The organism is Roseibium sp., from assembly GCF_048261595.1.
Classification (GTDB): Bacteria; Pseudomonadota; Alphaproteobacteria; order Rhizobiales; family Stappiaceae; genus Roseibium.
This window is the reverse complement of record NZ_JBLXFW010000005.1, coordinates 261,895-281,604: the sequence shown is the minus strand read 5'-3', so window position 1 is coordinate 281,604 and position 19,710 is coordinate 261,895. Positions and strand designations below refer to the sequence as shown.

At 59.6% G+C, this 19,710-nt stretch carries 20 protein-coding genes; 10 read left to right on the top strand and 10 right to left on the bottom strand.

Annotated elements, in window-relative coordinates; all coding sequences use genetic code 11:
- Positions 1–71 precede the first annotated feature (71 nt).
- From ACN0SY_RS17045 to ACN0SY_RS17030, 4 genes are read right to left on the bottom strand one after another with little or no spacing between them, the layout of a single operon-like run.
- The gene (locus ACN0SY_RS17045; RefSeq protein WP_417689250.1) at positions 72–1,337 is read right to left on the bottom strand and encodes an ABC transporter substrate-binding protein; all 1,266 of its coding nucleotides are present in this window, start codon (positions 1,335–1,337) and stop codon (positions 72–74) included.
- A gap of 33 nt (positions 1,338–1,370) precedes the next feature.
- Complete coding sequence (locus tag ACN0SY_RS17040; protein ID WP_417689249.1) at positions 1,371–2,501, bottom strand: ABC transporter ATP-binding protein; 1,131 nt, start codon at positions 2,499–2,501, stop codon at positions 1,371–1,373.
- Between the two features lie 2 nt (positions 2,502–2,503).
- Positions 2,504–3,433: a carbohydrate ABC transporter permease gene (locus tag ACN0SY_RS17035; RefSeq protein WP_417689247.1), complete on the bottom strand. Its 930-nt coding sequence runs from the start codon at positions 3,431–3,433 to the stop codon at positions 2,504–2,506.
- A 3-nt stretch (positions 3,434–3,436) separates the two neighbouring features.
- Complete coding sequence (locus ACN0SY_RS17030) at positions 3,437–4,363, bottom strand: carbohydrate ABC transporter permease (RefSeq protein ID WP_417689245.1); 927 nt, start codon at positions 4,361–4,363, stop codon at positions 3,437–3,439.
- A gap of 213 nt (positions 4,364–4,576) precedes the next feature.
- On the opposite strand from ACN0SY_RS17030, the gene ACN0SY_RS17025 reads away from it, so the two are divergent.
- Positions 4,577–5,500: an AraC family transcriptional regulator gene (locus ACN0SY_RS17025; RefSeq protein ID WP_417689243.1), complete on the top strand. Its 924-nt coding sequence runs from the start codon at positions 4,577–4,579 to the stop codon at positions 5,498–5,500.
- A gap of 10 nt (positions 5,501–5,510) precedes the next feature.
- Here ACN0SY_RS17025 and ACN0SY_RS17020 read toward each other — a convergent pair whose 3' ends face one another.
- Together ACN0SY_RS17020 and ACN0SY_RS17015 are read right to left on the bottom strand one after the other, a co-directional pair.
- Positions 5,511–6,293: a class II glutamine amidotransferase gene (locus tag ACN0SY_RS17020; protein ID WP_417689241.1), complete on the bottom strand. Its 783-nt coding sequence runs from the start codon at positions 6,291–6,293 to the stop codon at positions 5,511–5,513.
- Complete coding sequence (locus tag ACN0SY_RS17015) at positions 6,293–7,762, bottom strand: aminotransferase class V-fold PLP-dependent enzyme (protein ID WP_417689239.1); 1,470 nt, start codon at positions 7,760–7,762, stop codon at positions 6,293–6,295. The genes ACN0SY_RS17020 and ACN0SY_RS17015 overlap by 1 nt, the downstream gene beginning before the upstream one ends.
- Before the next feature lie 109 nt (positions 7,763–7,871).
- On the opposite strand from ACN0SY_RS17015, the gene ACN0SY_RS17010 reads away from it, so the two are divergent.
- Positions 7,872–8,333, top strand: coding sequence for an Lrp/AsnC family transcriptional regulator (locus ACN0SY_RS17010; RefSeq protein WP_417689237.1), 462 nt, complete (start codon positions 7,872–7,874; stop codon positions 8,331–8,333).
- A 31-nt stretch (positions 8,334–8,364) separates the two neighbouring features.
- Here ACN0SY_RS17010 and ACN0SY_RS17005 read toward each other — a convergent pair whose 3' ends face one another.
- A complete protein-coding gene (locus ACN0SY_RS17005) occupies positions 8,365–9,405 on the bottom strand; it encodes a YeeE/YedE family protein (RefSeq protein ID WP_417689235.1) in 1,041 nt (346 codons plus the stop codon).
- Positions 9,406–9,551: 146 nt separating this feature from the next.
- Between ACN0SY_RS17005 and ACN0SY_RS17000 the strand changes: the two genes are divergently transcribed.
- Entirely contained in the window at positions 9,552–10,523 is a 972-nt protein-coding gene (locus ACN0SY_RS17000; RefSeq protein WP_417689233.1) for an MBL fold metallo-hydrolase, read from the top strand.
- 25 nt (positions 10,524–10,548) lie between these two features.
- Here the strand turns inward: ACN0SY_RS17000 and ACN0SY_RS16995 are convergent, their stop codons facing one another.
- From ACN0SY_RS16995 to ACN0SY_RS16985, 3 genes are all read right to left on the bottom strand, one after another.
- Positions 10,549–11,655: a YeeE/YedE family protein gene (locus ACN0SY_RS16995; RefSeq protein ID WP_417689231.1), complete on the bottom strand. Its 1,107-nt coding sequence runs from the start codon at positions 11,653–11,655 to the stop codon at positions 10,549–10,551.
- 121 nt (positions 11,656–11,776) lie between these two features.
- Entirely contained in the window at positions 11,777–12,127 is a 351-nt protein-coding gene (locus tag ACN0SY_RS16990; RefSeq protein ID WP_417689229.1) for an ArsR/SmtB family transcription factor, read from the bottom strand.
- Between the two features lie 115 nt (positions 12,128–12,242).
- The gene (locus ACN0SY_RS16985) at positions 12,243–12,608 is read right to left on the bottom strand and encodes a transcriptional regulator (RefSeq protein WP_417689227.1); all 366 of its coding nucleotides are present in this window, start codon (positions 12,606–12,608) and stop codon (positions 12,243–12,245) included.
- A 429-nt stretch (positions 12,609–13,037) separates the two neighbouring features.
- Between ACN0SY_RS16985 and soxX the strand changes: the two genes are divergently transcribed.
- From soxX to ACN0SY_RS16950, 7 genes are all read left to right on the top strand, one after another.
- The gene (gene soxX, locus ACN0SY_RS16980; protein WP_417689225.1) at positions 13,038–13,499 is read left to right on the top strand and encodes a sulfur oxidation c-type cytochrome SoxX; all 462 of its coding nucleotides are present in this window, start codon (positions 13,038–13,040) and stop codon (positions 13,497–13,499) included.
- A 24-nt stretch (positions 13,500–13,523) separates the two neighbouring features.
- The gene (gene soxY, locus ACN0SY_RS16975; RefSeq protein ID WP_417689223.1) at positions 13,524–13,973 is read left to right on the top strand and encodes a thiosulfate oxidation carrier protein SoxY; all 450 of its coding nucleotides are present in this window, start codon (positions 13,524–13,526) and stop codon (positions 13,971–13,973) included.
- 23 nt (positions 13,974–13,996) lie between these two features.
- A complete protein-coding gene (gene soxZ / locus ACN0SY_RS16970; RefSeq protein ID WP_417689221.1) occupies positions 13,997–14,323 on the top strand; it encodes a thiosulfate oxidation carrier complex protein SoxZ in 327 nt (108 codons plus the stop codon).
- Between the two features lie 57 nt (positions 14,324–14,380).
- On the top strand, positions 14,381–15,235 hold the full coding sequence (gene soxA, locus ACN0SY_RS16965) for a sulfur oxidation c-type cytochrome SoxA (RefSeq protein WP_417689337.1): 855 nt from the start codon (positions 14,381–14,383) through the stop codon (positions 15,233–15,235).
- Positions 15,236–15,417: 182 nt separating this feature from the next.
- On the top strand, positions 15,418–17,112 hold the full coding sequence (gene soxB / locus ACN0SY_RS16960; protein ID WP_417689219.1) for a thiosulfohydrolase SoxB: 1,695 nt from the start codon (positions 15,418–15,420) through the stop codon (positions 17,110–17,112).
- Positions 17,113–17,174: 62 nt separating this feature from the next.
- Complete coding sequence (soxC, locus tag ACN0SY_RS16955) at positions 17,175–18,479, top strand: sulfite dehydrogenase (RefSeq protein WP_417689217.1); 1,305 nt, start codon at positions 17,175–17,177, stop codon at positions 18,477–18,479.
- Positions 18,463–19,575, top strand: a complete 1,113-nt coding sequence (locus ACN0SY_RS16950; RefSeq protein WP_417689215.1) for a c-type cytochrome — start codon at positions 18,463–18,465, stop codon at positions 19,573–19,575. Before soxC ends, ACN0SY_RS16950 begins: the two co-directional genes overlap by 17 nt.
- Positions 19,576–19,710 lie beyond the last annotated feature (135 nt).

The window sequence follows — 19,710 nt, the reverse complement described above, 5'->3', positions numbered from 1 at the left end:
AAAACCGTAGATGGAATGTCTTGAGTGCAAGGTTGCCCGGCACCTACCGGGCAACCTGCATCAGGTGTGGATCAACCGAACTCGGCGAGCGTTTCGTTGATCTCCTCGATGATCCGCTCCGCGGCATCCCTGGAATTGATCATGTCGTAGGCATATTCCTCGAGCGTATCGAGGAAGATACCGCGCACTTCCGGGTGCTCGTTCAGCGGCGATACGGTCGGGCCTGTTCCCGCCATGATGATCGCATTGGCCGTAGCCAGCTCGGCGCGAATGTCACCCGCGTCGTTCAATTGCATGGCGGCCGCCTTGCTGGCCGGCAAGCCACGGGTCGTGCCAAGGGCCGCAATCCCTTCCGGCTCGTTCAAGAGACAGTTGAGGATCTGAGCGGCAGCCTCCTGGTTCTGTGAGTTCCTGGAGATCGAGAACATCATGGACGGCTTGCGATAGACGCCCTCGGTTTTGGCACCATCTGTCTTCAGCAGCTTGACCGGAACAAGTTCCTGGCCTTCCTGAAGCGGGTCGGAATACTTGAAGAATGTGGAATCCCATTCGTAGGAGCCGGCGATGCGGCCATCCCACCACTGCGGATTTTCGTAGAGGCGGACGTTGCCCGCGGCCGCGACGTCCTTCTGGGACATGACCACGCCCTCAGCGACCATCTTGCCATAGAAGTCGATAGCGGCGGCCAGCTCCTCTGGCGTCCACGCGACGCGGTTGGTCTCCGGATCGACGAGATCCTTGCCGGTCTGCTGTGTCGCATAAAGCGATACGAGCAGAGCCGCTGTCTCCTTGATCGCATTCATCGGGTAATAGTCAGCGCCAAGCTTTTCCTTCAGCGTCGCACCGGCCGCAAAAAGATCGTCCCAGGTCTGCGGCACAGCAATGCCGGCCTTGTCGAAAGTCGTCTTGTTGAAGAAGAACGTCCGCCCGGTTGTCGATAGCGGAAGACCGTTCAGCTTCCCGGAAACCGTGGTCGACGCCAGCTGATCCGAGCTCCAGTTGCTCAGGTCGATCGTGCCGGAGAACTGGTTGAGGTCCGCAAAGCCTTCGCCCGTCGCAGAAAACAGCGGCAGCCACGGCCAGTTGATCTGCATGATGTCGGCTTCCGTGCCGCCCGCGATCTGGGTCGTGACCTTTTCCAGATGTCCGGACCAGCCGGTATACTCCGGTTTGATGCTATGGCCGTATTTCTCGCCACAGACCTTCAAGGCTTCCTGCGTCGCGGCGTGACGGCTATCGCCGCCCCACCAGGACATTCTCAACTCGGCCGCACCGGCGACCGATGATGTGAACATCAGCGCACCAGCTGCAACACTCGTAAGAAACTTGCCAGTCATTTCAGTTTCCTCCCATTTGAACCCGAAAGGTGATCAAGCTGCACATCGCGCGAGGGAAACATTGTCCCCGCTAATGGTATCGAAAACATGGACGGCCGCAGCGTTGGGCTGCAGGCGAATTTGGCCGGCGCTCATGTCCATCGCCTCATAGGCTTCCGCGCTGACCACGGCGATGACCTGCGCATCGCCAAGGTCCACATAAACGTAGACTTCGTGCCCCATGAACTCGACGTGTGTAATCCGTCCGGAGAGCCCGCTTTCCGCATCATTTGCGACGACATCGAAATGCTGCGGCCGCACACCGACCGTTGCATTCAAGGCGGCATTTGCGCCCAGGCGACTGCCGAGCTCGCGGCCAAGACGGACACTCTGACCACCGAGGCTGAACACGGGGTCGGACGGGTTTTCCACCCGCCCTTCCATGAGGTTCATTTCCGGCGAGCCGATGAAACCTGCAACGAAGAGATTTGCCGGTTGCGTGTAGAGTGTCTTTGGGTCGGCGACCTGCATGATACGCCCATCCTTCATGACGCAGATCCGATCCCCCATGGTCATCGCTTCCGTCTGGTCATGTGTGACATAGACAACCGTTGCCGGTTTGCCTTCCTGCTTCAGGCGGCGATGCAGGGATGTAATCCGTACCCGCATGGATGCACGCAGCTTCGCATCGAGGTTTGAAAGCGGCTCGTCGAAGAGAAAGACCTCCGGCTTCTTGATCAGCGCCCGGCCCAGCGCCACGCGCTGCGCCTGGCCGCCGGAAAGCTCCTTGGGCAAACGGTCGAGCAATTCCTCGATCTCCAGGATCCGCGCGACTTCCTGGGTCGCCGCGTCCCTCTCCGCCTTCGGCATGTTCTGAATGCGAAGGCCGAAGGACAGGTTCGAGCGGACCTTCATGTGCGGATAGAGCGCATAGTTCTGGAATACCATGGCTATGCCGCGCTTGCCGGGGGGCAGAGCATTCACCACGCGATCGCCGATCCGCACTTCGCCGCCGCTGATGCTCTCAAGGCCCGCAATCATGCGCAGGGTCGTGGACTTGGCGCAGCCGGAGGGGCCGACGAGCACCATGAACTCGCCCTCTTCGACATCCAGATCGATGCCGTGCACCGCCTTGAAGCTGTTGCCGTAGACCTTTTCCAGGTTTCTCAGTTGCAAGCGTGCCATGGTTATCCCTTAACCCCGCCGGTTGAGATGCCCTCGATGAAGTATTTCTGGGCCATGAAGAAAACGATCAGCGCGGGCGCGAGGGCCAGAACCGACATGGCGAGAATGCGGTTCCACTCGAAGGCCTCGGTCGTGTCGATCGACAGTTTCAGCGCAAGGCTGATTGGATACTTGTCGACCGACGATATGTAGATCAGGGGCCCAAGGAAGTCGTTCATGGTCCACATGAACTGGAACAGGCAGACGGAGATCAGCGCGGGCGCCAGCATCGGCACGACGATAAAGACCAAGGTCTGCAGGCTGTTGGCGCCGTCGACACGGGCGGCCTCCTCCATGTCGCGGGGAATGGCGCGCAGGAACTGGACCAGCATGAAGACGAAGAAGGCGTCTCCAGCCAGGGCCGATGGCACCCAGAGCGGCAGGAAAGAGTCCAGCCAGCCAAGATCCCGGAACAGGAGATACTGCGGGATACGGGTCACCACGTTCGGCAGAAGCAGGGTTGCGATCAGCGTGGCAAACAGAAACTTCTTCCCGGGGAATTCGAAGCGCGCAAAACCGTAGGCCACCGCGGTGCACGAGATTGCTGTCCCTATGGTCTTCGGCAGGATGATCAGGAACGTGTTCCAGAAGAAATGCCCGAAGCTGTAGGGTGTCGACGTTTTCCAGCCGTGAATATAGCCATCGAATGTCGGGTCTGTCGGAATGAAACCGGGATTGGCGAAGATCTCGGAGTTCGTCTTCAGGGAGGCACCGATCAGCCAGATCAGCGGGTAGAGCATCACGAAGCCGACCACCACCAGAAGCGTGTAGCGAATGGCGGCAGAAATCCGGTCCTGTCGCGCCTGACGCGCCGCATAGGCGCGGGAGGCTTCGAAAGCGACATCATCGGTTTCGGAGTTATCGACCTCCGACAAGGGCGTGCGTGCATCCATGGCTCAGCTCCTCTTGTCGCCCGCGTAGTAGACCCACTTCTTGGACGACCAGAAGGCGACCACGGTGAGCACCATGATGATGACGAACAGCACCCAGGCGATCGCGGAGGCATAGCCCATGTCGAACTTCTTGAAGGCTTCGTCGTAGATGTAGAGCGGCAGCAGGTAAGTGGATTTCAGCGGGCCGCCCTCGGTAATGATGTAAGGGCCGTTGAACTCCTGGAATGCCTGGACCATCTGCATGATCAGGTTGAAGAAGATCACGGGCGTGATCAGCGGCAGCGTGATGAAGACGAAAGTGTGGAGCTTGTTCGCCCCATCAATGGCAGCCGCTTCGTAGAGCGACTTGTCTATCGACTGCAGCGCCGCCAGGAAGATGACCATGGCCGAACCGAACTGCCACATGCGCAGGAGCGTGATCGTGAACAGGGCGTTCTGCGGATCTCCGAACCAGTTGACTGCCTCGAAGCCGAGTCCGGTCAGCATCATGTTCACAAGCCCCGCATCGGCAAAGATGTAGCGCCACAACACCGCGATCGCGATCGAGCCGCCAAGGATCGACGGCACGTAGTACGCTGTGCGGAAAAAATTGATGAAGGCCAGACGGTAGTTCAGGATGTAGGCGATGAAGAGCGCGAAGGCGAGCTTCAGCGGCACTGTCGTGAATACATAGATCAGGGTTACGCTGAGCGACTTGCGGAACGTCCGGTCGCGGGTGAACAAGTCGATGTAGTTGTCGAGCCCAGCCCAGCGCGGAGAACTCATGAGATTGTAGTCGGTGAAGCTCAGGTAGAGCGACGCCAGGAACGGGATCGCGGTGAAGGCCAAAAGCCCCGCGATATAGGGAGCAAGATACCCCAGACCGAGAAGGCGCCCCTCGCCGGCCTGCCCGTCCGTGACGGCGGCCCTATGTCCTGCAGCGCTACCCATGTACCCCTCCCGGGCACCGGATATCGCCGATCAAGCGGTTTTCGGTTTTGTACATTTATCTTCGTCGCGACCAAGCATCCTTCATTCCGGAGCCGAGCTCCAGAAAGGTCGTTGTGTCGCCTCCTCCCGGCGATCCTGAACTGGATCGCACTGTGTTGCGTTGTTTATGCCCGTGAACTAGCCTTCATGAAATTCACAATTTCGGACAAAAAGATGGACGAAATCGAAGGTAGCATTCTGGCTGGCATTCCGGCGCAAGCGCTCAATCTGAGCCTGACCCGTTCCACCATACGCATGCAACATTCACAAAGCTGGTTTATCGACAAGACCAACAAGGTCGATGATCTTCTGATCTGCCTTGAGGGCGAAGGGCGGTACCTGATCGACGGCAAGGAGATCAGCCTGACACCCGGAGATTCGCTCCTGATCCGCCGCGGCCAGCGCTTCAGGGGATGGAACCCGCAACCAGAGCCCTACACAGGCATAGCGCAGCACTTCTCCCTGACGATCTTCAATCAGCACAACCTGGTGGACCAGATGGATCTGTCCGGGAAGGTTCGCCTGTCCCGCTGGAAAGTGCTGGAACCGCTCGTCCACTTCTATCGCCAGTCAGCACCGGCGACCTCGACGACGCTGACCCAGCACCACCTGTTCATGTTCCTTTTGATTTCCTACATCGATGACGCGTTTGTCGCGTGGCGGCAACATGACGAGACGATCATGGGCAAGGGAGATGCCCTCGCCCTGTCGGTGATGCTGGCAGCGACCCAGATCAGTGCTGATCCGCTCAGGGCCGGGCTCGCGGACAGCGTGGTCGAGGCCGCGCCCTATAATCCGGACTATTTCCAGCGCGAGTTTCGCCGCCGGATCGGCTGGACGCCGCGCAAGTATCAGGAATTCAAGCGTATGGAGCGGGCCATGCATTTCCTGGAATCAGGGCGGAGCGTCAGCGAGAGCGCAGCCGAAGTCGGCTACCAGGACGTCTATTATTTCTCGCGCATGTTCAAACGGCACATCGGAACGAGCCCGCGCGGCTATGTCGACAGCGTCCGGCAGAACCGTGACGGCGCCTTCCCTCGCGGCGAGGAAGACGGTCAGGTGCACTATCCGGTGTTCCGCGACGTGACGCCATTATAGCGCTCGAGCTCTACTCCGCTGCGATCTGCCGCTGGAACGGATACTGATGGACACGTCCGTCGGCGACCATGACGATGGTCGATGACGGCACTTCGACCCAGCAGCCGGCTGCCTCATCCAGCGGCTCGGAGACGATGAGGGTTCCGTCGGCAAACGTCCGGTAGTAGAGACTGGGGGCCTGCTCGTCGGATGCGTAACGCGCGGCAAAGATCCGGGTGCCGTCGGACCATGCAGCCGACAGGCGCATGTGTGGCAATCCGCCCTCGGCGCGGGCCATGGCTTCGATTTCCTCGACCGTCCGGACCATTGCACCAACAGGATCCTGTTCCAAACCGTAGCCCAACGCGATGAGGAACAGGGCCTCGCTGTCGGTCGCGCCCTTGCGGTGGCGGTAGAGATGGTCCGGGATCATCGTGTCCATCTTCTTGCGGACGTTCTCATAGCCTCCAACCTGGCCGTTGTGCATGAAACTCCAGCGCCGATAGCTGAAGGGATGGCAGTTGTCATGGTTGGTCGACGTTCCTGTCGAGGCCCGGATGTGCGCAAGGAACAGCGGCGAACTGACGTGATGGGCCAGTTGGGTCAGATTGGAATCCGCCCATGCGGGACGCACGTCCTTGTAGATGCAGGGCTCTTGCCGGTTGCCGTACCAGGCGATGCCGAAGCCGTCGGCATTCACCTGAGTCTTGCAGAAGAACGCGTTGCGGCTCTGATGAATGAGCGAATGCTCAGGCGCGCAAATCAGCTCCTCAAGAAATTTCGGAGCACCGCTCCATGCGATCCACCGGCACATCAGGCAGCCTCATGGCGAACGTTGAAACGTGCTGTCGAGGTATCGCAGTCATAGGCATCGCACACGGGATGGGGATTGCGGGCGAGTTGATCTACCGCGTCGATAATGGTGTTCACCTTTTCCTCACTCATCAGAACTGAGAGGTTGAGACGGGTCCAACCGGGTTTTTCGATTTCTTGGCCGGACAGAATGGCATTGCGAAGGCGTTCGGAGGTGTCCTTGTCGTAGCCAAGCAAACGATGGGCATACGGGCCCGCGCAGGCGCATCCGCCGCGCGCCTGAATGCCATGAACATCCGACAGCATGCGCGTGACGAGTTGCTGATGGACATAGCCGCCCTTCTCAAGATCTCGTACACGCAGCGAGAACACAGGAATCCTGCGTTCAGCATGGTCATTACCCATGATCTCGATGGCCGGGTTGTTGCCCCAGACCGCCAAAGCCTTCTGGCGCAGCTCTTCATGCCTCAGGTCCATGAACTTCTGGCCGATGGCTTCCTTGACCAGAAAGCAGAGCGCTGCGCGAATATCGCCGACCACATTGGGCGTTCCTGCTTCCTCGCGTGTTGCCAGGTCACCGGAGTAGTCACGCCCCCATGGCGACACGAAACGAACCGTTCCGCCACCGGGAAAAACGGGCAAGTCGCGCCGGACTGCGGCCTTGCGTACAAGCAGAATGCCGGACGCGCCGGGCCCGCCCAGGAACTTGTGGCTCGAAATGACCATGGCATCCTTTTCCGCATCGGAACCCGGACGCATGTCGGTCGGCAGGTAGGGCCCGCTGCCGGCGCAGTCCCAGACCGCCAGGGCGCCATGTTGCTTCAGGACACGGGTTACGGAATCGGCGTCGGTGACGATACCGGTCACGTTGGACATCATGGAGAATGCGCCGACCTTGAGACGGTTTGGGCCCGCCTCGATCAGAACCCTCGAGAGTTCATCGAGATCGGGACCGCCGCAGGCAGTTTCGCGGATCTCGACAACTTCTGCGCCGCTTTCGCGCCATGGCAGGATATTGGAATGGTGCTCATAGGGACCGATGACGACCAGAGGCCTCTCGCCAAGCTTTGTGGCATCAGTGACACCCAGAAGATGGACCAGCCGGTTCAGTCCGGAGGTTGCGCCGGACCCGCTGAAAATGGTTGCGAACCGGCCGTCCGCCCCGCAAATGCGCGCAATCTCCGCACGAGCGGACTCGCGCAGCCGGGTCATGTAGCTGCCGCAGAAGGACGCCTGGGTATGACTGTTGGCATAGTACGGAAGGACCTCTTCCAGAACGAAGTCCTCGATCTGGCGAAGAGCCCGGCCCGAAGCAACGTAGTCTGCATAGATCAGGCGTTTGGGGCCGAAGGGCCCCTCAATGACTTTGCCATCCCCGATCAGTCCGCGCTGCAGTCTTTCGACCAGGTCCGGTGCTTGCAACGATGCACGAAATGCCTCGAGCGGCATGGCGATTTGTTTACCTGACATGTTGGCACCCCGACATCCGAATTACGGGAAGAGCCTAAGATGGAGATCGGTGTGATTTCCTCACCAGAGTTTATCGCCACTGCGTTAATTTTGTGTCATATGAACGAACATGATACAGAAACTCGACAAGATTGATCGAAAGATCCTTAAATGCCTGCAGCAAGATAGCCGCATGTCACAGAGGGAAATCGCCGAGAAGGTCGGACTCTCGCAAAACGCGTGCTGGCGACGCCTCAAGACCATCGCGGAAAGTGGCCTGATCAAGGGACATACGATTCGCCTCGACCCGGTCGACCTCGACCTGAACCTGACGATCTTTGTCATGATCCGTACCCGGCATCACTCCAGGGATTGGCTGGAATTGTTCCGCAAGGAGGTGCTGTCGATCCCCAACGTGATCGATTTCTATCGGGTCGCCGGTGACTACGACTACATGCTGAAGATCATGGCCGAAGACATGAATGCCTTCGACCGGATCTACCAGAAGCTGATCGACAAGATCGATCTGGAGACCGTCACCTCCTACATGACCATGGAAGCCATCGCCGATTCCCGCGACTTGCCGCTCTGAAAGCTGCGATGTGGCGGTCCAGCAACCGCCTTCAGTCAAGCAGGCGGTCGGTGACGGCAGCTGAGATCCAGATGCAGGTGAGCGTGATCCAGGCCGTCACAGCAAAGATGGAGGCGCCGCTGACCCCGGCTCCCACCGCACAGCCGCCAGCCAGCATGCCGCCGAAGCCCATGAGTGCCGCGCCGGTCATGTACCGCGCCATGGAGCGCCCGCCCTCGAACCCTTGAAGCTGCAGTTCACGCGTGAGCAGAGCGGCCAGGAAAGATCCCAGGAATACTCCAGGAACCAACCCGATATCGAAGTCGGCATAGCTCCCCGGTGGAGAGAGAAACAGCATCAAGGTATCCGCAGAAGGCCCTGTGAACGTTACTGCTTCAACCTGAACCGGGTCGAAAGCATGAAGCGACAACGAGTAGGTGAACCACCAAGCGAACGGGATCGCCAGACCGGCCAGGCCGGCAGCGACCATCTGCCATTTCGGCGCCTTGGCATAGACGGCAATGACCAGTCCGGCAGTGAACCACAAGGCACCGAACGCAATCGCGGCAGCTTCAGAAAAGCCGGTCAGAGCAATCAGGTCGTTGCCGCCGATGTCGGCCGTGGTCCACCAACCTGCGATCCAACCGCGGAATGGTTGGAGGATCCCGCGCAGGCTTGCCTGTGCCATGACCGCGAACACCAGTCCGGAAAGGAGCGCCCGGAGGTTCCCAGTGGCCGACAGCACCAGAAGACGGCTTGCACACCCACGTGCCAGTACCATCCCGGCCCCGAACATCAGCCCACCGATCGCCGCACCCGAGAGACTTTGCGGAGAGGCCAGTTGCCGCGCCTCCTGGGTCTCCAGGAAGCCTGCCATCCTAAGCCCCTGAGTCACCAGCAGTGCAGTTGAAAAGGAAAACAGCCAAACCGAGAGCCTTGCTCCGAAGCGGCCATGGGCAAATTCAAGGGATGCCGCCCGAAGACAAAACCGGCTTTGCTGGGCAAAAGCGCCAAAGATCACACCAACAGTAAGTCCGCCGGCAACGAGCACCGCATTTTCCGAAAACCGGTCCAGCAAGAAACTCAGGTTCATAGGTCTGCTCCCCTTATGTCCGCCTTGCCGGGAACCGCATTGCAAGGCTGAGATCGGCGCATCTCCGCCCCCGCGGCCCGTTTGCGCATTGACGTTTCTCAAGGAACAGGAGATAAATTCAAAAAATTGCATATGTGGAGGAAATAATGCGGTCAGTTCCCAAAGCCCGTCAGGGATCGAGGTCCTCGAATGCGTCGTCCCTGTCGCGCCGCACGCTGCTCACAGGCGCAGGCGCTCTCGCAGCCGGGGCAATGGCCGGGTTTGGCATTCGTCCGCTATGGGCCAATCCGATCAGCCTTTCAGACGGCGAGGTGCAGGTGTTCTCGGACGGCAATCTTGGCCTGCCGATGAACTTCATCCTGCCGGAGCAAACGGAAGCTGAAATCGCCGCACTGATGGAACCGCACGGGCTCAGCACGACAATGCTGACACCTGACTGCAACGTCACCCTTCTGCGCCGCGGTGACAGGATCGCCCTCTTCGATGTCGGATCTGGATCCAACTTCCAGCCGACGGCCGGAGAACTCTTGAGCGGGCTTGAGGAAGCCGGCGTCGATCCGTCCGACATCACCGACGTGATCTTCACCCATGCCCATCCCGACCATCTTTGGGGTGTTCTAGACGAGTTCGATGACCCGGTCTTCTCCGAGGCCCGGTACCTGGTCCCCCAGGCGGAGTGGGACTACTGGATGGCCGACGATACGCTGGCCAACATGCCCGAGGAACGCAAGAGCTTCGTCGTCGGCGCACAATCCCGCTTCGAGGCGATTTCCGACCAGGTCGAGATGATCAACCCGGGTCAGGAAGTGTTCCCGGGGGTCGAGGCGCTAGATACATCGGGCCATACGCCCGGCCACACGTCCTACATGATCCACGACGGTAGCGAGAGCCTGCTCGTTCTTGGCGACGCGATCTCCAATGCCGTCATATCGTTCGAACGCCCGGAGTGGCATTCGGGCTCGGACCAGGACCGGGAAAAAGGCGCGCAGACACGCAAGAGCCTGCTGGACCGGCTTGCAAATGACCAGAGCCGCATCATCGGCTATCACCTGCCCAACCCCGGCATCGGCCGCGCCGAGAGAGACGGAACCGCTTACCGGTTCGTGGCCGAGAGCTGAGGCAAACGAGACGTCCGGGCAGAGCCTACTCGGCCGCCTGTCCGGACGAGCCGGCATCGTTCCGCCGGAACGCGGCAAGAAACGATCCTTCCAGAAGGTAGCCGAGCCCGATCCGGGCACCAAATGCCATCGAGAGCATTGTCAGGGGCACGTTGAGCGCGAGGGTCGACAGCCCCGTAACGCCCTGCCCGATCGTGCAACCCATGGCAAAGACTCCACCGACACCCATGAGGAAGGCGCCAATCAGATGGCGCGACAGTTCCCGCGCATCGTCACAAGCCTCCCAGCGGCTGTCCTTCTTCCAGATGGCACCGGCTATCGCCCCGATCAGTGTGCCCGCGATAAGGCCAACACCGTAGTCCGGCAGGGTCCCTGTGTACGTCACAAACCGCAGAATCGTGTCGCCGACGGGCACCACGAAGGACCCAGCCTCAATCTGAACAGGCTCCAGAGCCATCCGTGAGACCCATGTCGTTGCCGCCCAGCCGGCGACGATCACGGCACCGATCGAGACCGCAGTCAGAATATCCCAACCCTTTCGCCGGTAGGCCTTGTCCCGGAACACCCACAGCAGCATGACCGCCAGCACGGTGACGGCGGCCGCGCCGCCAACCTCCAAGCCGACAAGATAAGACAGGACACTTCCGAGAGACTGATCGCCGGCAAAGGACATATCCAGCGCCAGGTCGTCAACAATCAGAACACGGAGCTGGGCAATCAGGCCACGCTGTGCGGCAAGTGCCGACAAACCCAGAACGATCAGAACGATGAGTGCCCTCAGGCTTCCCCCGCCCAGTCGGATAACGGCGCCAAATCCGCAGGTCCCGACAAAGGCCATGCCGATACCGAAAATCAGACCTCCGATGATCGCCCCGCTCCAGGGCAGGATCGGAGCCAGATAAAACGATCGGGAAATGTCGGCGTAGCCGGCAAACGCCAGGGTTTGCGTTCCGGCCAGCGCAACGGCCGCTGCCAGAACCCAGGTCCGCAGGCCACTTGCATCGCCCGCGTACCAGTAGCGTTCCAGCGATGACAAGGTACAGAACCGGTTTACCCGGGCAGCAAATCCAAGGACGCAGCCTGCGGCAATGCCTAGCACCGGCAGGATCATAAGGGGGTCGATGTCGCTCATCTGACTTGCTCCTCCCAAAGCAATCGAGCCGCCTGAACGGCGCGAATGGACACGCTCCATCCCCACGTTCCGGCCTGCGATGCATCGAGGGCTACCAGGCAAGGCATGCAGTGGAACGGGCTCAACTGTCGCTTGAGCGAACGTCCTTACAGAACAAATCATAGAGAGACGCGATGATCGTGCCAATCTCTCCTTCGACCAGACTGTAATAGATCAGGCGGCCGTCGCGACGGGAAATGACGAGACCATCGTTACGCAGACGGGCAAGCTGCTGAGACACCGCCGCCTGTGGCATGGTCAGAATTTCTTCAAGCTCGGAAACCGACTTCTCGCCTTCGGCCAGCAGGCAGAGGATCAACAGACGAACTTCATGGGACAGCGCCTTGAGAAGGTCGCTCGCCTTGCGTGCCTGCTCCACCAGGACGTCGAAGTCCTTCGGATCAATTCCGTTTTCAAGGACCGGAAGGTTCATCTCTCAAAAGCCCAGTCTGATTTGCGTCATTTCCCGGATAGGGGCCTTACACCAGTTTTGGATACTGTGAAACCCCGTGAGCGGTTGCGCCACGTTCGACGCGCCCTGGTTGCAGTCAGTTCGTAGCAGACGGCAGCTTGCCGAGCATTTCGGTTAGCATCGGGTAGAAGAAGTGTTCACCCGGATATCCGCGCAGCCTTGCTATCTCCTGCCCTTTTTCAACCAGAATGAAGGTTGGCGTGACCCGTTCTGGCCTCACCCCGGTCAAGTCGTCAGGCCATTTCTGATGGATATCGACCCTGCGCAACGGTGCCTTTCGACCTTCTTCGGTCTTGTCATAGGCAACACCTATTTCCTGGTTCCAGCGCTCGCACCAGACGCACCCGCCCTGCTCCAGCATGACAAGTTCCGCGGCCTGCACACTGCTCCCGAAGGACGCAAAGCCAAGCGCCAGCCAAAAAGCAAAGAAACGTCTGCGCACTGTGCGCCCCCTTTCGTTTCGAATAATATATATTAGAAAATGCATGTTTCAAACCGACAGTTGGCCGGTCACGCAAACGTCATGAGCCAGCGATTCTGGTGCCGGTGCAGGCAAACAAGCCATCCCTGAATGCTGACCCAGTGATTTTCGCAACCTCTGAACGACTGGGAGCACCAGGGAGGAAGCTGCATGGCGCAAGAAAAATTGCTGATGTTTTCCAGTAAATTATGTAATCTCCGGGCTCCAACCCAATGCGCATGTGCGCCCGTGCCATGCGAAAAGTTTCCAAGTCACGCAAAAAGACCTATTGGCAACACATTCAAAAAATCATATCTTTCAAATCGAGGAGGATGCCGGTGCACACCTGTGACCGGTGATGGATTGCTCCTGATTGAAGGAACAATCTTGGAGAGGAGGAAAGCCGACGCGATGAAAAAAGGCTTCAAAATAACTCTGGCTGCAGCTTGTACGCTGTTTGCCGGTTCGGCAATTGCCGAAACGATCACGCCGGAAAACGTGAAGATCGACGACATGGCAGTTGCAGCGTCCCTGACGGGCACTGCAGGCGATGCAACGGTCGGGCGTGAAACCTTTGCGGACCGCAAGAAGGGCAACTGCCTTGCCTGTCACGCAAACAGCGATCTGAACAACCAGCTGTTCCACGGAGAGGTCGGCCCACCCCTGGATGGTGTTGCAGAGCGCTGGACCCCGGAGCAACTGCGCGCGATCATCGTGGACAGCAAGCAGGTGTTTGGCGAACAGACAATCATGCCGGGCTTCTACACACTCAATGTCGGCAAGGACGTTGCAGAAGAACATGCCGGCAAGACCATCCTGTCGGCTCAAGACGTGGAAGACGTCGTCGCCTACCTGACGACCCTGACCGAATAAGAAATAAGACCCAAGGAGGAAGGGATGACCCTTACCAGACGCGAAGCGCTCGGCCTTACGGCAGGCGCCGCAGCATTCATCACCTTCGGTGGCAAGCTCGCCTTTGCGGCAGCAGCTGAGACCGAAGAAGCAATCAAAGCCTTTGCGGGCGGCGCGATGCCGGCTGCTGGCAAGATCAGTCTCGATGCACCGGAGATCGCGGAAAACGGCAACACCGTTCCGGTCGCGGTCAGCGTCGAAAGCCCGATGACCGCAGACAACTATGTCGAGTCCGTCATCATTCTGGCGGAAGGCAACCCGAACCCGGCAGTTGCAACCTTCCACTTCACCGCAATGAGTGGCGAAGCTTCCGCAAAGACCCGCATCCGTCTTGCCAAGACCCAGAACGTCATCGCAGTCGCAAAGATGAGCGACGGCACGACGTTCATGGACAAGAAGGAAGTCAAGGTCACCATCGGCGGCTGCGGCGGCTGATCAGGCTAGAAGGATAAAGAAAAATGGCAGCAGCGAAACCGCGCGTCAAAGTCCCGAAAAGCGCCTCAAAGGGCGAAGTCGTTGTCCTCAAGACGCTTATCAGCCATCCGATGGAGTCTGGTCAGCGCAAGGACAAGGAAGGCAATCTGGTCCCGCGCCAGATCATCAACAAGTTCACCTGCGAGTACAACGGACAGCTGGTCTTTTCCTGTGACATGGATCCGGCCGTTTCCGCGAACCCCTACCTGGAGTTCAGTGCCAAGGTCGAAGAGAGCGGCACGTTCAAGTTCACTTGGGTGGACGACGACGGCAGCGTCTACACGGAAGAAAAGAAGCTCACCGTCCAGTAATGGCACGGATGCTGTTTCTTCAATTCATTCAAATCGGGAGGAGACGATTTGGCCAAGATGATTAAGACTGCTGCAACTCTCGCAGGCCTCATGATTGCAGGCGCGGGCACCGTTGCCCTCGCCGGCGGTCCGGTGGACGAGAAGCTTGTTATCGACGGGGAACTGGAAATGGTGACCCGCACCGCGGCGCCGGAAGGACATCCCCTCGATGAGGTGATCTCCGGATGGCATTATCGCACGGACGAGACCCGGGAGATGGAGGCCGACAGCTTCCAGAACCCGGCCATGCTCTACGTCGAACGCGGCGAGGAGATCTGGAACACCGCCGAAGGCAACGCAGGCAAGTCCTGCGCATCGTGTCACGGTGACGGTGACGAATTCCTCAAGGGCGTCGGCGCGAGCTATCCCAAGTGGAATGCGGAAGCCAACAAGCCGTTCAACATCGAACTTCAGATCAACGCTTGCCGTGAAAAGAACATGGAAGCGAAGCCCTACAAGTTCGATGCAGGCGACCAGAAGGCACTGACGACCTTCATCAAGCACAAGTCGATCGGCATGCCGGTCAAGATCGACCTGTCTCAGGGCGAGATGCAGGATTGGTGGGAGAAAGGCAAGGAAAAGTACTACACCCGTACCGGGCAGCTGAACCTTTCCTGTGCCACCTGTCATGAAGATTACAACGGCTACTACATCCGTGCCGACCACCTCAGCCAGGGCAACGTCAACGGGTTCCCGACCTACCGCCTGAAGCAGGCATCCATGGTGTCCCTGCACAACCGCTTCCGCGGCTGTATTCGCGACACCCGCGCCGAGTTCCCGGCGGCCTTTTCCGATGAGCTGATGGCTCTCGAAGTCTACGTCACCTGGCGCGGCACCGGCCTTTCGGTCGAAACGCCGGCGGTACGCCAGTAACGCTCCGGTGCGGCGGACCTGTCCGCCGCACCACTTGACCCGGGACGGGTGAAACGTCCCAAAGCTTTAATATCATCGGTGATCCAAGTCCGGTGCACGTATGTTCGTGCGTCAATGGTCGAACTTTGCCCGGATTGGGCCGAAACGAAACAACACAACGCACCGATGAGCTGGAGGTAAGAATGTTTTCACGACGCGAGTTCCTGATGGCCGCGACTGCCACAAGTGCACTGCTCGGTTCGGGCATGGCAGGCAGTTGGTCGAAACTCATGGCGCAACAAGGCCTGAGTGAGGAGACGCTTCTGGCGATGGAGCCCAAGGGCAATGTGACGCTGGTTCACATCACCGACATTCACGCCCAGCTCAAACCTCTTTATTTCCGCGAGCCGTCGATCAACCTCGGCATCGGGGAAGTGTCCGGCAAACCTCCTCACGTGACCGGAGCCGACTTCCTCAAGCTGTATGACATCCAGCCCGGAACGCCCGACGCCTATGCCCTCACCTCCGAGGACTTCGTGTCGCTTGCCAAGACCTATGGCCGCATGGGTGGGCTCGATCGCGTCGCCACCATCATCAAGCGCATCCGCGCCGAGCGCGGCAGCGACAACTGCCTGCTGCTGGACGGCGGCGACACCTGGCAGGGAAGCTACACGGCGAATATGACCCAGGGTCAGGACATGATCACGGTCATGAACGCCCTTGAGCCGGATGCAATGACGGGCCACTGGGAATTCACCTATGGCACCGACCGGGTGAAGGAAGTTATCGAGTCCCTGCCCTTCGCATTCCTCGGGTCCAACATTTACGACAATGAATGGGACGAACCGGCCTTTGAACCCTGGAAGATGTTCGAGCGCGGCGGAACAAAGATCGCGGTCATCGGCCAGGCCTTTCCATACACCCCCATCGCAAACCCGCGCTGGATGATCCCTGGCTGGTCATTCGGCATCCGCGAGGAAGATATTGCGGCCCACGTCGAGGAAGCCCGCGCTGAAGGCGCCGAGCTTGTTGTGCTTCTCTCCCATAACGGCTTCGACGTGGACCGCAAGCTCGCTTCCCGTGTTGATGGCATCGATGTCATCCTGACGGGCCACACGCACGATGCCCTGCCTGAGCCGGTCATCGTCAACAACACGCTGGTGATCGCGTCCGGCTCCAACGGCAAGTTCGTCTCCCGTCTGGATCTCGACGTGAAGGATGGCGCACTGGCTGGCTATAGCTATCGTCTCATTCCGGTGTTCTCCGACATCATCACACCGGATGCGGACATGGCGGCGCTGATTGATGAGGTCCGGGCACCCCACGCTTCGGAACTCGCCCGCAAGATCGGCACGACGGAAAGTCTCCTCTACCGTCGTGGCAACTTCAACGGCACGTTCGACGACCTCATCTGTCAGGCCCTTTTGGAAGAACGGGACGCACAGATCTCCCTGTCGCCCGGCTTCCGCTGGGGAACCAGCCTTTTGCCCGGCCAGGACATCACCGTCGAGGACCTGCATAACGCCTGTGCGATGACCTACCCGGCGGCCTACCGCTCGGCCATGAACGGGCAGATGCTCAAGGACATCCTTGAGGACGTTGCCGACAACCTGTTCAACCCTGATCCCTACTACCAGCAGGGCGGTGACATGGTTCGCGTCGGCGGCATGGGATACACGATCGATCCGTCCAAGGACATCGGTTCGCGCATCACCAACATGACACTTCTGGAGACCGGCGAAACCATTGATCCGACTAAGGAATACACGGTTGCCGGCTGGGCCTCAGTCAATGAAGACACCGAAGGTCCGGCAATCTGGGACGTCGTCGAGAGCCATCTGTCGAAGAACCCGACAGTGAAGCTTCCGGACAATCAGTCCGTCAAAGTGATCATCTGATCCATTGCCCCATCGACAACAAGAAACGCCAATCCCCCACACGCCAATCCCGAGGAAAAGACATGAGTAACTCGAAGGTTTCGGGACAGCCCCCCAAGGAAACCGGCGTCAACCTGAGCCGTCGCTCGCTTCTGAAGGCCGGACTTGCCGGCGGAGGCGCTGCGGTTAGTGCCGGTGCCCTGACAGGCTCCGCCCTGGCCGGCGGCGATCCGCTGATCACCGAGGTCCAGGACTGGAACCGCTATCTCGGTGCCGGTGTTGATGAAGCCCCGTATGGCCTGCCGTCCGAGTTCGAAGCGCATGTCGTGCGTCGCAACGTTCCGTGGCTGACCGCCGACGCCGTGGCTTCGATCAACTTCACCCCGCTGCACGAGCTGGACGGCATCATCACGCCGAACGGCATCTGCTTCGAGCGCCATCACGGCGGCGTTGCGCAGATCAATCCGGCCGACCATCGCCTGATGATCAACGGCCTCGTAGATACGCCGCTGGTCTTCACCATGGAAGACCTGAAGCGCTTCCCGCGCGAGAATCACGTCTACTTCCTCGAATGCGCCGCAAACGGCGGCATGGAATGGCGCGGCTCCCAGCTCAACGGCTGCCAGTTTACCCACGGCATGATCCACAACGTCATGTACACCGGCGTCAAGCTGAAGACGCTTCTTGAGGAAGCAGGTGTCAAGACCAACGGCAAGTGGGTCCTTCCGGAAGGCGGCGACGCATCGCACATGACCCGCTCGATCCCGATCGAAAAGGCCCTCGACGACTGCTTGGTCGCGTGGAAGATGAACGGCGAAGCACTTCGCCCCGAACAGGGATATCCGCTCCGTCTCGTCGTTCCCGGCTGGGAAGGCAATATGTGGGTCAAGTGGCTGCGCCGCCTGGAAGTGGGCGATCAGCCGTGGCATCACCGTGAGGAAACGTCCAAGTACACCGACCTTCTCGAAGGCGGAAAGGCACGCCGCTTCACCTGGGTCATGGACCCGAAGTCGGTCATCACCTCCCCCAGCCCGCAGGCCCCGATCACCCACGGCAAGGGCCAGACGGTGATTTCCGGCCTCGCCTGGTCCGGCAACGGCCGCATCACGCGCGTCGATGTTTCCCTGGACGGCGGCCGCAACTGGAAAACGGCGCGTTTGGATGGGCCAAGCCTCACCAAATCGCTGCACCGATTCTATCTCGACATTGAGTGGGACGGATCAGATCTGCTGCTCCAGTCCCGGGCAATGGACGAGCATGGGTATTACCAGCCGACCAAGGACGAGTTGCGCGCTGCTCGCGGCGAGAACTCGATCTATCACAACAACGGCATCCAGACCTGGCATGTCAAAACAGACGGGACGGTTGAAAATGTCGAAGTTGCTTAAGCTCCTCCCCGTGGCCGCGGTCCTCGCCGCAGCCCCTCTCATCGCTTCCTCCGCTCAGGCAGGAGACGCGGCCGCCGGGGAGAAGGTGTTCAAGAAGTGTGCCGCCTGCCACGCTGTAGGCGATGGCGCAAAAAACAAGGTCGGCCCGCATTTGAATGACATTTTCGGCCGCAAGGCGGGAGAGCTCGAGGGCTTCAAGTACTCGAATGCCATGGCTGAGGCCGGCGCCGAAGGTCTTGCCTGGAATGAGGAAACCCTCACCACCTTCCTGACCAAGCCGAAGGACATGATCAAGGGTACCAAGATGTCCTTCGCAGGTCTGCGCAAGGAGGCCGATCTCGAGAACATCATCGCCTATCTCGAGACGTTCTCCGCAGGTGCAGCAACTGAAGACAAGGCCGAAGCTCCCGCGGAAGCGCCTGCGGATCCACCGGTCGAAACGGCAGTTGCAGAACCTAGCGCACAGCCGGTCTCCAACACGCGTGACGGCGGGGTTTACGGCATCGGCCGTGTCGCTCTGCCGGAAGAAGTCGCAGCATGGGACATTGACGTTCGTCCGGACGGCACTGGCCTACCGGTCGGCTCGGGCACGGTCGCCCAAGGCGAACCGATCTTTGCAGAACAATGCGCGATGTGCCACGGCGACTTCGGTGAAGGCGTCGGTCGCTGGCCGGTGCTCGCCGGAGGTCACGACACACTCACGGAAGATCGCCCGGAAAAGACCATCGGCTCTTACTGGCCCTATCTTTCGACCGTCTATGACTACGTCCGCCGTGCCATGCCGTTCGGCAATGCACGGTCGCTGTCAGACGACGAGGTCTACGCGATCACTGCATACCTCCTGTATCTGAACGATATTGTCGAAGACGAGGATTTCGAGCTGTCGAACGAGAACTTCACCTCGGTGCGCCTGCCGAATGAAGAAAACTTTATCGATGACGACCGCTACGAAGAACCGGTCTACGCGGAGAAGCAGGAGCCCTGCATGAGCGAGTGTACCGCTGAACCGGTCAAGATCACCATGCGAGCCCGTATTCTCGACGTGACACCGGATAGCGACGACGGCGAAAACCAGGGAGCTGGCGCCGTGGACTGACCCCCAGAAGAGCACTGTGGAAGGTAACTGGCTGTGCTCGCTCGGGCCATTCGGCCTCACCTTAGAGCCGGTCCTCTTTTAGAAGGGGACCGGCTTTTTTTGCTTTCTGGCTCACTGCAAAGAGACGCGCCGCCG

What these genes read in the sequence shown, in the direction of transcription:
- ACN0SY_RS16990 (WP_417689229.1), bottom strand. Translation starts at nt 12,127, where the DNA reads ATGAACCTTCCGGTCCTTGAAAACGGAATTGATCCGAAGGACTTCGAC.
- ACN0SY_RS17020 (WP_417689241.1), bottom strand. Translation starts at nt 6,293, where the DNA reads ATGTGCCGGTGGATCGCATGGAGCGGTGCTCCGAAATTTCTTGAGGAG.
- soxA (WP_417689337.1), top strand. Translation starts at nt 14,381, where the DNA reads ATGATTAAGACTGCTGCAACTCTCGCAGGCCTCATGATTGCAGGCGCG.
- ACN0SY_RS17000 (WP_417689233.1), top strand. Translation starts at nt 9,552, where the DNA reads ATGCGGTCAGTTCCCAAAGCCCGTCAGGGATCGAGGTCCTCGAATGCG.
- ACN0SY_RS17010 (WP_417689237.1), top strand. Translation starts at nt 7,872, where the DNA reads ATGATACAGAAACTCGACAAGATTGATCGAAAGATCCTTAAATGCCTG.
- ACN0SY_RS17045 (WP_417689250.1), bottom strand. Translation starts at nt 1,337, where the DNA reads ATGACTGGCAAGTTTCTTACGAGTGTTGCAGCTGGTGCGCTGATGTTC.
- soxY (WP_417689223.1), top strand. Translation starts at nt 13,524, where the DNA reads ATGACCCTTACCAGACGCGAAGCGCTCGGCCTTACGGCAGGCGCCGCA.
- soxX (WP_417689225.1), top strand. Translation starts at nt 13,038, where the DNA reads ATGAAAAAAGGCTTCAAAATAACTCTGGCTGCAGCTTGTACGCTGTTT.
- ACN0SY_RS17040 (WP_417689249.1), bottom strand. Translation starts at nt 2,501, where the DNA reads ATGGCACGCTTGCAACTGAGAAACCTGGAAAAGGTCTACGGCAACAGC.
- soxC (WP_417689217.1), top strand. Translation starts at nt 17,175, where the DNA reads ATGAGTAACTCGAAGGTTTCGGGACAGCCCCCCAAGGAAACCGGCGTC.
- ACN0SY_RS17005 (WP_417689235.1), bottom strand. Translation starts at nt 9,405, where the DNA reads ATGAACCTGAGTTTCTTGCTGGACCGGTTTTCGGAAAATGCGGTGCTC.
- ACN0SY_RS16950 (WP_417689215.1), top strand. Translation starts at nt 18,463, where the DNA reads ATGTCGAAGTTGCTTAAGCTCCTCCCCGTGGCCGCGGTCCTCGCCGCA.
- ACN0SY_RS17035 (WP_417689247.1), bottom strand. Translation starts at nt 3,433, where the DNA reads ATGGATGCACGCACGCCCTTGTCGGAGGTCGATAACTCCGAAACCGAT.
- soxB (WP_417689219.1), top strand. Translation starts at nt 15,418, where the DNA reads ATGTTTTCACGACGCGAGTTCCTGATGGCCGCGACTGCCACAAGTGCA.
- soxZ (WP_417689221.1), top strand. Translation starts at nt 13,997, where the DNA reads ATGGCAGCAGCGAAACCGCGCGTCAAAGTCCCGAAAAGCGCCTCAAAG.
- ACN0SY_RS17025 (WP_417689243.1), top strand. Translation starts at nt 4,577, where the DNA reads ATGGACGAAATCGAAGGTAGCATTCTGGCTGGCATTCCGGCGCAAGCG.
- ACN0SY_RS17015 (WP_417689239.1), bottom strand. Translation starts at nt 7,762, where the DNA reads ATGTCAGGTAAACAAATCGCCATGCCGCTCGAGGCATTTCGTGCATCG.
- ACN0SY_RS17030 (WP_417689245.1), bottom strand. Translation starts at nt 4,363, where the DNA reads ATGGGTAGCGCTGCAGGACATAGGGCCGCCGTCACGGACGGGCAGGCC.
- ACN0SY_RS16995 (WP_417689231.1), bottom strand. Translation starts at nt 11,655, where the DNA reads ATGAGCGACATCGACCCCCTTATGATCCTGCCGGTGCTAGGCATTGCC.